The following is an 11,197-nucleotide window of genomic DNA, read 5'->3' as shown; positions in this document are numbered from 1 at the left end:
AGTGTAACAAGATAATGACTGTTGCCAAAACAGCAACAGTGATGCTGGGGCCATGGGGGAGATGTCTAGACCGGCAGAGTGATGCCAAAGGTATTGCCGCTGACATCGCTGCGCACGAACACATCACCGCCATGCATCAGCGCAATCGCCTTGACGATCGCCAGCCCCAAACCGTGATTCGCCCCGCTGTTGCTGCGCGACGCATCCACTCGATAGAAACGTTCGAACAGCCGGGGCAGGTGTTCGCTGGCAATCACATCGCCAGGGTTGGTCACGCCGATGGCTACCTGATGCTCCAGCACTTCAATGTTCACGTCGATCACCTGCCCGGGCGCGGTGTGCTGCACGGCATTGCTCAACAGATTGATCAGGGCGCGGCGCAGGTGGGCTTTTTCGATCTGTACCTGGGCGTCGCCGTGGACCTGCACCCGGACCTGGGCGTCTTCGAGGATGAAGTCCAGGTAGTCGAGGGTGGTGGCTACCTCGTCGGCCAATGAGCTTTCAATCAGCTTGGTGGCCTTGCTGCCCTGGTCGGCGCTGGCGAGGAACAGCATGTCGTTGATGATCGAGCGCAGGCGTTCCAATTCCTCGAGGTTGGATTGCAGCACCTCGAAATAATGCTCGGCCGAACGCCCGCGCGTCAGGGCGACCTGGGTCTGGCCGATCAGGTTGGTGAGTGGCGAGCGCAGTTCGTGGGCGACGTCGGCGTTGAACGACTCCAGGCGCGAGTAGGCCTGCTCCACGCGGTCCAGGGTGGAGTTGAACGAGTTGACGAACTGGCTCAGCTCCGGCGGCAGCGGTGACAGTTGCAGGCGCCCGGAGAGCTTCGGCGGCGCCAGCTTCTGTGCTTCATCCGAGAGTTTGCCCAGCGGCTTGAGGCCAATGCGCGACACCCAGAACCCCAGCAGCGCCGCCAGCGCCACGCCGACCAGCGCCAGGCTGACCAGTGCCACCAGCAGATGGTGCTGGGTCGCGCGGAAGTTCTCAGTGTCGATGGCGATCATGAAACGCAGCGGCGGGCGTTGGTCCTTGGCCGGGAACTGGCTCACCAGCACTTTGAACGGGTATTCGCGCCCCGGCAGGTGCAGGTCGCGCTTGCCCGTCGGGCCTTCGGCGAAGGTGCGGATCCGCGCATCGGGGTTGCCGTACTCGTAGTTCGGATCGCTGCTGACGACCCAGAAGCGGATACGCTTGTCTTCCTCACCCAATAATTTGAGCTTGGCTTGAATCTTCACCCAATGGTCCGGCGTGCCGAAGCGGTTCACAGAGGATTCCAACACGCTGTAGCGCGCATCCAGCTCCGCCCCTGGCAGCAAGCCCAGGCTGCGATCCACCTGCTGATACAGCGCGCCGCCGATCAACAGGAATATCAGCGCCGCCACCAGGGTGAACATGCTGCTGAGGCGCAGCGCAATGGAATTAGCCGACACTGCGATTCTCCAGCACATAACCCATGCCGCGAATGGTGTGCAGCAGCTTGTGTTCGAACGGCCCGTCAAGCTTGGCGCGCAGGCGCTTGATCGCCACTTCCACGACGTTGGCGTCACTGTCGAAATTGATGTCCCAGACCATTTCTGCAATCGAGGTCTTGGAGAGGATCTCGCCCTGGCGCCGCGCCAATACGCTGAGCAGCGAGAACTCCTTGGCGGTCAGGTCCAGGCGCACGCCATTGCGGCTGGCCTTGCGGCTGATCAGGTCGATCCACAGGTCGGCAACGGTCACTTGCACCGGCTCGTGGCCGCCGCTGCGGCGGGTCAGGGCTTGCAGGCGCGCCACCAGTTCGAGGAAGGAAAACGGTTTGCCAAGATAATCGTCGGCGCCTTCGCGCAGGCCGCGGATACGGTCTTCCACGCGCTCGCGGGCGGTCAGCATGATCACCGGTGTCTGTTTGCGCGCACGCAACGCCCTCAGCACGCCAAAGCCATCGAGGCCGGGCAGCATCACGTCGAGCACGATCACCGCGTAATCGTTCTCCAGCGCCAGGTGCAGGCCCTCGACGCCCTCGCGCGCCACATCGACGGCGTAGCCTTGCTCCGTCAGGCCTCGGTGCAGGTAATCGGCGGTTTTTTCTTCATCTTCAACAATCAGTACGCGCATGAGCCTTTTGCTCCAGGGCGGTGCCTTGGCCTCAATGTGTGGTTGCCAGCTCAGCCGCTGGTTTGGGCCGGTGGAAAAATTTCTCAAGGTACAAGTATATGACCGGTGTGGTGAACAGCGTCAGCGCCTGGCTCACCAGCAAGCCGCCGACCACCGCGATGCCCAGGGGCTGGCGCATTTCCGCGCCAGGGCCAGCGCCGAGCATCAACGGTACCGCGCCCAGCAGGGCGGCGAGGGTGGTCATGATGATCGGCCGGAACCGCGTGATGCAGGCTTCATAGATTGCCTCTTCCGGCGGCAGCCCGCGTACCCGCTGGGCGTCCAGGGCGAAGTCGATCATCAGGATGCCGTTCTTCTTCACGATGCCGATCAGCAGCACCAGGCCGATCAGCGCCATGATCGAAAAGTCCTGGCCCATCAGCGACAGCATGATCAGCGCGCCCAGCCCCGCCGAGGGCAAGGTGGAGATAATCGTCAGCGGGTGCACGAAGCTCTCATACAACACACCCAGAATGATGTAGACAGCCACCAGCGCCGCGAGGATCAGCCAGGGCTGGCTGGCCAGCGAACTCTGGAACGCCTGGGCCGCGCCCTGGAAGTTGCCGATGATGGTGGTTGGCATGCCGATTTCATTCTTGGCCTGGTTGAGCATGATCACCGCGTCACCCAGCGCCACACCGGGTGCCAGGTTGAACGACAGGTTGGCGGCGGGGAACATGCCGTCATGGCTGATGGACAAGGGCCCCACGGTCGGCGCGTCGACCTTGGCCACTGCCGACAACGGCACCATCTCATTGGTCAGTGGCGAGCGCAGGTAGAAGTAGTTCAGGCTTTCGGCCTTGCCGCGCTGTTGACTGTCCAGCTCCAGCACCACCTGGTATTGGTTGATCTCGGTCTGGAACTCGTTGATCTGGCGCTGGCCGAAGGCGTCGTAGAGCGCCTGGTCGACATCGGTGGCGGTCAGCCCAAAGCGCGCGGCGGCCTGGCGGTCGATGCTGATATGGGTGATGCTGCCGCCCAGTTGCAGATCGTTGGACAGGTCGCGAAACGCCGGGTTGGCGCGCAGTTTTTCGGTCAGGCGCTGGGTCCAGGTGTTGAGTGTCGGGCCGTCGTTGCTCTTGAGTACGTACTGGTACTGGGCGCGGCTGGGGCCGGAGCTGAGGTTGATGTCCTGCCCCGCGCGCAGGTACAGCACGATGCCCGGCACTTTCGCCAGCTTGGGCCGGATGCGGTCGATGAACTGGCTGGCGGACACGTCGCGATCACCGCGGTCTTTCAAGGCGATCCAGAAGCGCCCGTTGGCGATGGTCTGGTTGCTGCCGGTCACGCCCACCGAGTGGGAAAACGCCTGCACCGCCGGGTCATCCTTGACGATCTCAGCCAGGGCCTTGTGCTTGGCGACCATGTCCGGGTATGACACATCGGCCGCCGCTTCGCTGGTGCCGAGCACAAAACCGGTGTCCTGTACCGGAAAGAAGCCCTTGGGGATAAACACGTAGCCGGCCACGGCCAGGGCCAGGGTCACTACGAATAGCGCGGCCATGCTGCGCTGATGGGCCAGCGCGCGGCGCAGGTTGCGCGCATAGCCGGCCAGCAGGCGTTCGCTGAAGCCGGGTTTGTCGTGGGCCGGATGGGTCGGGGCGCGCATGAACAGCGCGGCCAATGTCGGTGCCAGGGTCAAGGAGACCACCACCGAAATCAGGATGGTCGAAGTGGCCGTCAGCGCGAATTCCTTGAACAGCCGTCCGACCACACCGCCCATGAACAGCAGCGGAATAAACGCCGCCACCAGCGAGAAGCTGATGGACACCACGGTAAAGCCAATCTCGCCGGCGCCCTTGATCGCCGCTTCGCGCTTGTCGAGCCCGGCTTCGAGGTGGCGGTGAATGTTTTCCACCACCACGATGGCATCGTCGACCACAAAGCCCACGGCGATCACGATCGCCACCAGGGTCAGGTTGTTCAGGCTGAAGCCCATCAGGTACATCAGGGCAAAACTGGCGACCAGCGACACGCCGAGCACGCTGGACACAATCAGCGTCGCCGACAACTGGCGCAGGAACAGCGCCATCACCGCCACCACCAGCAGGATGGCGATCAGCAGGGTGACTTCCACTTCATGCAGGGACGCGCGGATGGTCTTGGTGCGGTCAGACAATACGCTGACCTGCACCGAGGCCGGCAGCATGCCTTGCAGGCGCGGCAGTTCGGCCTGGATGCGGTCTACGGTCTCGACAATGTTGGCGCCGGGCTGGCGCGAGATCACCAGATTGACGCCCGGCGTGTCGCCGGACCAGGCCTGCACGTAGGCGTTTTCCGAACCGTTGATGACTTTGGCGATATCGCGCAGTTGAACGGGGGCGCCATCCTTGTAGGACACGATCAGTCGGGCGTAGTCCTCCGGGTGAAACAGTTGGTCGTTGGTCGACAGGGTCGACACGCTGTTCTCGCCGTAGATCGCACCCTTGGCCAGGTTGAGGCTCGATTGCTGGATGGCCAGGCGGATATCGGCCAGGGTCAGGCCGATGGCCGCGAGTTTGTCGGGGGAAGCCTGCACGCGGATCGCCGGGCGCTGCTGGCCGGTAATGTTGATCTGGCCGACGCCGTCGATCTGGCTGATCTGCCGAGCCAGCAGGGTTTCCACATAGTCACTCAGCTCGGTGCTGGGCATGCTGTCGGAGCTGACACTGAGGATCAGTACCGGGCTGTCCGCCGGGTTGACCTTCTTCCAGGTGGGCAGGCTCGGCATGTCGCTGGGCAGCTTGCCGGATGCGGTGTTGATCGCTGCCTGCACTTCCTGCGCGGCGGTGTCGATGCTCTTGTCGAGGGTGAATTGCAGGGTCAACAGGCTTGAGCCCAAGGCACTGCTGGAGGTCATCTGGGTCATGCCGGGAATGGCACTGAACTGCACTTCCAGCGGCGTCGCCACCGAGGAGGCCATGGTGTCCGGGCTGGCGCCAGGCAGTTGTGCCGTGACCTGGATCGTCGGAAATTCCGCCTCCGGCAGTGGCGCGATGGCCAGGCGCGGGAAGGCAATGACCCCGAGCAGCACCAGGGCAAACGTCAGCAGCAGGGTGGCGACCGGGTGGTCGACGCACCAGGCCGAGGGCGACCGGCTGCCGTTCATGGCTGCACCTTGGCGTCGACGGTCTGGATCACCTGCGGTGGCTCCTTGAGCACCTCCACCTGGGCACCGGCCTTGAGCCGCGACTGGCCATCACTGACCAGTACATCACCGGCCTGCACGCCCTTGATAATGTTGACGTCGCTGTTCTGATAGGTGACTTGCACCGGCACCACATCGACCTTGTCACCGTTGACCCGGTACACGAAGTGCGAATCCAGGCCGCGTTGCACCACGGTCGGCGGCACCACCAAGGCATTTTTGTCGAGGGCGGTCTGGATCTTGATGGTCACCAGTTGCCCCGGCCACAGGCGTTGCGAGGCGTTGTTGAACTCGGCCTTGGCGCGCAGGGTGCCGGTGGTGGAGCTGATCTGGTTATCGATCAGGCTCAAGTGGCCTTCGCCGAGCAGGTCACCGGTCTGGCCGTCGGTGTCGGCACCCAGGTAGGCGTCGACGCTGGCCTTGGCAGGCGCGGCGATCAGGCCTTGCAGGGTCGGCAGCATCTGTTGCGGCAAAGAGAACTCAACGGCAATCGGGTCGATCTGGGTCACGGAGAACAGGCCCTGGGTATCGCTGGTGCGCAGGAAGTTGCCTTCATCCACATTGCGAATACCGACGCGGCCACTGACCGGTGAGCGAATCTGGGTGTAGGACAGCTGGACCTGGGCTGCATCGATGGCGGCCTGGTTACCTTGGACGGTGGCCTTGAGTTGGTTGACCAGGGCTTGTTGCTGGTCGTAGGTCTGCTTGGACACGCCGTCGTCGACGCTCAATTCCTTGTAGCGCTTGAGGTTGACCAGCGCCACCTGCAACTGCGCCTGGCTCTCGCCCAGTTGCGCCCTGGCCTGGTCGAGGCTGGCGCGGATCGAGCGATCATCGATTCTGGCCAGCAAGTCGCCGGCCTTGACCCACTGGCCTTCCTTGACCGGCAATTGGGTGAGAATGCCGTCGACCTGCGGGCGAATGACCACACTGTGCAGGGACAGCACCGTGCCGATGCCGCTGACAAAGCGTGGAATGTCCTGCTGCGCTACGCTCACCACCCGCACCGGGATCGCGGTGGGTGCCGCCAGTCTGGCCTTGGCTGGCCGGGTCAGCGCCCAGGCTGCAACCGCCACGACCACGAGGACACCCACGATCAGGGCAGTTTTTCGTTGAATGTGCATGGGTGAGGCGCCGGGGCAAAGGATGGGGAGAGTGAGCGGTCGTTATAGCCCTTCAACCCGGTCAGCACGGTGACGGCTAACTGACAGCGCTGTCAGCAAACTCCGACCATTCGTACCTGTGGTGGTTAAAGATCCGAAGCTCGCAGGTATACTGCGCGCCAGTGTGGCCCGCAAGCCGGCCCCGCATCATTTTTTGCACGCCCCGGAGCTTTCATGACTTCCCCGACACAACCCCCTGTTGAAGCGACCGACATCGTCGATCCGGCCAGCGCCGAAGGCGTTGAAAAAGCCGAGATCCCGGCGTTCAAGTTTCCGTTCAAGCCGGGTGAGTTGGCTGGGGCCAGGAATGCGGCCCAACCGTGGTACAAAAACGGCGCCAAGAACGGCCATACCAAGTCGCCAGGCATGGCACCGCCGGGTACTCGTCGTTCGATGGGTAAACGCTGAGATTAACAAGTCGCACATCGTGTCGATTATTGCCTACAGCCTCTGCTGAAATTTCTGATTGTAGGCCTACGACCGTTTCTTGAAAGCTTGCACAGCCTTTGCTCTGCCCCTGTGATTTCAGGGGGAAGCAGGGCGATGCTGGTCTTTCCGGAAAAGGACGTCTCCCTTGGCTCTGATACACATCTGTGTAGTGTTTGCCCTGTTGCTTGCGGCGGATGTCTCTGCGGCCGATGATCCACCGCTGCGTGAAATCCGTTTCGCCGTTGCTGCACAGTTCCCCCCGTTCCAGAGCCGCGACCCGCAAGGGCAGTTGGTCGGCTTGAATATCGAGTTGGGCAACGCCCTGTGCGTGCAGTTGAATGCACGCTGCATCTGGGTCGACCAGGTGCTTGCCGAAGATTTCATCTCCCTTGAAGCCAGGAAATTCGACGCGATCATGGGGATGGCGCCGACGTCGCAACGGCAACGCTGGGTGGGCTTCACCGATAACCTCTACCCCTTCACCACGCGCCTGGTGGCCCGTCGCATGTCCAACTTGCAGCCGCGGGTAAAGTCGCTCAAGGGCAAGCGTGTCGGCGTGTTGCTGGGAAGTAACCGTGAGGCTTTTGCCCGCTCGATGTGGGCGCCAAATGGCGTCATCGTCAAGAGCTTCTGGCTCAACAATGAATTAGTCAGCAGCCTTAAAGCCGGCGAGATTGATGCGACCCTGCAAGGCACGGTAGAAATTCGTGAAGCCTTGCTCGACACCGAAGACGGCCACGATTTCGACTTCGTCGGCCCTGCCATTTCGTCCGAGCTTTTGGGCGATGGTGTGGCCATCGCAGTGCGCAAACCTGACACCGCATTGCGCAACGAACTCAACTGCGCCCTTGAACAACTGAAGCAGAGCGGCGAGTACCAGCGGATCATCCAGCCCTACCGCCTTGACGCCGTTCCTGCCGAGCACTGATCGACCGCCGCACGAGGCGGCCTTTAAGGTCTACGCCGCCCGCAGCGAGATAAACGCATAGTTGGCCGGCACCTCGGTGGCAATCTGCGCCCCGGCATCCAGCATCTGCTCGGCGATGTCCATCCCCGAGACATGAAACACCCACTCACTGGCCACGGACGGCTGGTCCACCGCCAACTCAATCGCCTGGGCAAACGCGCCCATGTCCGGCAGATACGCGGTAAACCCATCGCCCTTGAGGGCCGTGGTGCGAATGCCGAGCAAGGCGCACACCGCCTCCTTGGTCTGCACGTCGTCTCGGTCGGCCTGGCGCGAGCGTTGGATCAGCTCCACCAGTTCCTGGTCCATCAATTCACCCCCGACGATCAACGCCGGGCCCTGTTCCCAGGATTCCGGCGGGCAATCCTTGGCGGCGGGGTTGAGCGGGATATGGGGGTTGATCTCCATCGGGTAGATGCGGCACACCAACGGGCGGCGCTCGTAGATGCGGCATAGGTTGTCTGCGTCAAGATTCCGGCAGCGCCCGGCGTTGTAGGCGGCAAAGGTGATTGCCACAAACGCCTCGGTGTTGCCGCTGGGCACCACCACCGAACGGCGCTCGGCATGTTCGCGCTGCTGCTGAGGCAGGCCCAGGCCATTGCTCAGGAAACCCTCCACCAGAACGATGACGTTACCGCCGTCAGCCGCCCATTGGCGGGCTTCCTGGAGGGTCAGGGGGACGTGGTGATCGCTGCAGCATTTGCCGCAACCGACGCAGGAAAAATGGGTGTTCATGGCGGATCTGTCACCAGGCTAGGTCAGAGGGCACACAGGAACAGTGACGGGTTTTTACCTCTATCCACCGTTGTGCTGCTCTGGAAGCAAGTTATGCGCCAGCGCCTGTCAGTCCTCGGCGACCACATCCCGCAACACAAAGACCATGCCCGCGCTTTCGTACAGTTGTCGGGCGCGCCGGTTGCTCTCCAGCACCTTGAGGTCGACATAGGGTTCGCCACGCTGCTTGAACACCTGGAAGCAGTGCAGCAGCAATGCGCGGCCCAAGCCTTGGCCTTGAGCGCAAGGATGCACGGACAGGTTCTTGATAAACGCGCTGGTCCAGCACTGCGCCACGCCGAGAATGCCATCGCCATTGCTGGCCACCAGGCACAGCGTGGGATCGAATTCGGCGTCGCTGACAAACAGATGCTGCCAGGCGTGCAGATGAGGAACGCGGCCTCCCCCTTGCTCCTGGGTCATGCGCAGCACCGCATGGATCGCCGGGGCCAGCTCGTCGCGGTAGTGATCCAACTGCGTATGGGCCGGCCATTGAGGTGCAGGCAGGCTGCCGGTGAGGTCGCGGCGCAGCAGTTGGAAATGCTCCGCCACCGGTTACAGCCCCTGTTGCGCCACGGTCTGGGCGGCGACCACCAGGCATTTGGTCAGTTCGGGCGAGGAGAACTTGGTCAGCACCGCGTTGGCACCGGCCAGGCGCGCCTTTTCGCTGTTCATCGCGCTGTCCAGGGAGGTATGCAGCAGCACGTAGAGATCCTGGAAGTCCGGGGTTTCACGCAGGGTGCGGGTCAGGGCATAACCGTCCATTTCGGACATCTCGATGTCCGACACCACCACATTGATCTGCGCGGCGGTGCCTTGCAGCTCCAGCAGCACATCGATGGCTTCCTTGGCGCTGCGCGCGGTGTGGCAGGTCAGGCCGAGGTTGCGCAGGGTGTGCACCGATTGCTGCAGGGCGACCTGGCTGTCATCCACCACCAGGATCCGCGCATTGCCGAGCACTTCCGCCTCTTCCATGGTCAGGTCGGTAGGCGCCGCTTCAATCGGCGCCGGGGCGATGCCGTGGATGACTTTTTCGATGTCCAGCACCTGCACCAGGCCGCCTTCCACTTGGGTTACCCCGGTGATAAACGCGCGGTTGCCGCCGGAACCGTAGGGCGGTGGGCGAATATCGGTGGTCAGGCAGTGCACGATCTTACTGACGGCCTGCACATGCAGGCCCTGCTTGGAACGGCTCACGTCGGTGACGATCAGGCAGCCTCCGTTCGGGTCTTCCAGGGGCATTTCCCCCAGGGCGCGACTCAGGTCGATCACCGCCAACGAATTGCCACGCAGGGTGGCGATGCCTTTGACGTGGGGATGAGACTCCGGCAGCTTGGTCAGCGGCGGGCAAGGGATGATCTCGCTGACTTTCAGCAGGTTGATGGCCATCAGCTTGCCGCTGCGCAAGGTAAAGAGCAGAAGCGAGAGTGAGTCTGCGCGGGCTTTGGTGGTGGACATAAAAACCTTCTGTGGATCAGGGATGACGAACTTCTATTGAGGGTTATCGACTCGGGAGAGCCAGGCTTTAACCCGATTTTGTGTCGGGCCGGGCCCGTGTCAGCCCTTCCACACCTGCGGGTTCACCAGGTCCTGCGGACGCTGGCCCAGCAGGGCGCTGCGCAGGTTGTCCAGCGCGCGGTTGGCCATGGCTTCGCGGGTTTCATGGGTCGCCGAACCGATATGCGGCAGGGTCACCGCGTTGCTCAGTTGGAACAGCGGCGACTCGGCCAACGGCTCCTGCTCATACACATCCAGCCCGGCACCGCGAATGGTCTGGTTTTGCAGGGCCTGGATCAGCGCCGGTTCGTCGACCACCGGACCACGGGAGATATTGATCAGAATCGCGCTGGACTTCATCAGACCCAACTCGCGGGTGCTGATCAGGTGGCGGGTCTTGTCGCTCAACGGCACCACCAGGCAGACGAAATCCGCCTCGGCCAGCAACTGGTCGAGGCTGCGCAATTGCGCGCCCAGTTCCTGTTCCAGCTTGGTCTTGCGGCTGTTGCCGCTGTACAGGATCGGCATATTGAAGCCCAGGCGCCCACGCCGGGCCACGGCCGCGCCGATATTGCCCATGCCAACGATACCGAGGGTCTTGCCATGCACGTCACAGCCAAACAGCGGCGCGCCGACGCTGGCTTTCCATTGGCCGGCCTTGGTCCAGGCGTCCAGCTCGGCCACCCGGCGCGCGCTGCTCATCAGCAGGGCGAAGGCCAGGTCGGCAGTGCTTTCGGTCAGTACGTCGGGGGTGTTGGTGAGCATGATCCCGCGCTCGTTGAAGTACGGCACATCGTAGTTGTCGTAGCCCACCGACACGCTGGACACCACCTCCAGCTTGCCCGCGCCTTCGAGCTGCGCGCGGCCCAGCTTGCGACCCACGCCGATCAAACCGTGGGCGTGGGGCAGGGCTTCATTGAATTGAGCGTTGATGTCGCCCAGCTTGGGGTTGGGCGCGATCACGTCGAAATCCTGTTGCAGGCGTTCGATCATTTGCGGGGTGACACGGCTGAAGGCGAGGACGGTCTTTTTCATTGCAGGCGGGCTCATCGACTACGGAAGAATGCCAAGCACGCTAACATTCCTGCCGGCAATTGTCAGGAC

The 11,197-nt window shown here is 62.7% G+C and carries 10 protein-coding genes; 2 read left to right on the top strand and 8 right to left on the bottom strand.

What is annotated here, in order from left to right:
- Positions 1 to 65: 65 nt before the first annotated feature.
- The 4 genes from BFP99_RS31175 to BFP99_RS31160 are packed head-to-tail and all read right to left on the bottom strand — an operon-like array spanning position 66 to position 6,387.
- Entirely contained in the window at positions 66 to 1,430 is a 1,365-nt protein-coding gene (locus tag BFP99_RS31175; RefSeq protein ID WP_065948998.1) for a heavy metal sensor histidine kinase, read from the bottom strand.
- Positions 1,420 to 2,097 (bottom strand): heavy metal response regulator transcription factor, encoded by a 678-nt coding sequence (locus BFP99_RS31170; RefSeq protein WP_027604753.1) that lies wholly within the window; start codon positions 2,095 to 2,097, stop codon positions 1,420 to 1,422. Before BFP99_RS31170 ends, BFP99_RS31175 begins: the two co-directional genes overlap by 11 nt.
- A 31-nt stretch (positions 2,098 to 2,128) precedes the next feature.
- Positions 2,129 to 5,224 (bottom strand): multidrug efflux RND transporter permease subunit, encoded by a 3,096-nt coding sequence (locus BFP99_RS31165; protein WP_065948997.1) that lies wholly within the window; start codon positions 5,222 to 5,224, stop codon positions 2,129 to 2,131.
- Entirely contained in the window at positions 5,221 to 6,387 is a 1,167-nt protein-coding gene (locus BFP99_RS31160) for an efflux RND transporter periplasmic adaptor subunit (protein ID WP_065948996.1), read from the bottom strand. The genes BFP99_RS31165 and BFP99_RS31160 overlap by 4 nt, the downstream gene beginning before the upstream one ends.
- 213 nt (positions 6,388 to 6,600) lie before the next feature.
- On the opposite strand from BFP99_RS31160, the gene BFP99_RS31155 reads away from it, so the two are divergent.
- Complete coding sequence (locus BFP99_RS31155; protein ID WP_027604750.1) at positions 6,601 to 6,834, top strand: hypothetical protein; 234 nt, start codon at positions 6,601 to 6,603, stop codon at positions 6,832 to 6,834.
- A gap of 166 nt (positions 6,835 to 7,000) precedes the next feature.
- A complete protein-coding gene (locus BFP99_RS31150; protein WP_065924248.1) occupies positions 7,001 to 7,783 on the top strand; it encodes a transporter substrate-binding domain-containing protein in 783 nt (260 codons plus the stop codon).
- A 30-nt stretch (positions 7,784 to 7,813) separates the two neighbouring features.
- Here BFP99_RS31150 and BFP99_RS31145 read toward each other — a convergent pair whose 3' ends face one another.
- The 4 genes from BFP99_RS31145 to BFP99_RS31130 all read right to left on the bottom strand — a co-directional run bounded on the left by BFP99_RS31145 (position 7,814) and on the right by BFP99_RS31130 (position 11,128).
- Positions 7,814 to 8,557 (bottom strand): YkgJ family cysteine cluster protein, encoded by a 744-nt coding sequence (locus BFP99_RS31145; protein WP_065924247.1) that lies wholly within the window; start codon positions 8,555 to 8,557, stop codon positions 7,814 to 7,816.
- A 108-nt stretch (positions 8,558 to 8,665) separates the two neighbouring features.
- Entirely contained in the window at positions 8,666 to 9,148 is a 483-nt protein-coding gene (locus tag BFP99_RS31140; protein WP_065924246.1) for a GNAT family N-acetyltransferase, read from the bottom strand.
- 3 nt (positions 9,149 to 9,151) lie between these two features.
- Entirely contained in the window at positions 9,152 to 10,054 is a 903-nt protein-coding gene (locus tag BFP99_RS31135; protein ID WP_027604746.1) for a chemotaxis protein CheV, read from the bottom strand.
- A 99-nt stretch (positions 10,055 to 10,153) separates the two neighbouring features.
- Complete coding sequence (locus tag BFP99_RS31130) at positions 10,154 to 11,128, bottom strand: 2-hydroxyacid dehydrogenase (RefSeq protein WP_065924245.1); 975 nt, start codon at positions 11,126 to 11,128, stop codon at positions 10,154 to 10,156.
- Between the last annotated feature and the right edge of the window lie 69 nt (positions 11,129 to 11,197).

The organism is Pseudomonas sp. 1 R 17 (assembly GCF_900067035.1).
Classification (GTDB): Bacteria; Pseudomonadota; Gammaproteobacteria; order Pseudomonadales; family Pseudomonadaceae; genus Aquipseudomonas; species Aquipseudomonas marginalis.
This window is presented reverse-complemented; position numbering and strand designations above follow the sequence as displayed.

Excerpts from the sequence above, each read along its gene's own strand:
- BFP99_RS31170 (WP_027604753.1), bottom strand. The coding sequence starts at position 2,097 with ATGCGCGTACTGATTGTTGAAGATGAAGAAAAAACCGCCGATTACCTG.
- BFP99_RS31165 (WP_065948997.1), bottom strand. The coding sequence starts at position 5,224 with ATGAACGGCAGCCGGTCGCCCTCGGCCTGGTGCGTCGACCACCCGGTC.
- BFP99_RS31160 (WP_065948996.1), bottom strand. The coding sequence starts at position 6,387 with ATGCACATTCAACGAAAAACTGCCCTGATCGTGGGTGTCCTCGTGGTC.
- BFP99_RS31155 (WP_027604750.1), top strand. The coding sequence starts at position 6,601 with ATGACTTCCCCGACACAACCCCCTGTTGAAGCGACCGACATCGTCGAT.
- BFP99_RS31145 (WP_065924247.1), bottom strand. The coding sequence starts at position 8,557 with ATGAACACCCATTTTTCCTGCGTCGGTTGCGGCAAATGCTGCAGCGAT.
- BFP99_RS31135 (WP_027604746.1), bottom strand. The coding sequence starts at position 10,054 with ATGTCCACCACCAAAGCCCGCGCAGACTCACTCTCGCTTCTGCTCTTT.
- BFP99_RS31130 (WP_065924245.1), bottom strand. The coding sequence starts at position 11,128 with ATGAAAAAGACCGTCCTCGCCTTCAGCCGTGTCACCCCGCAAATGATC.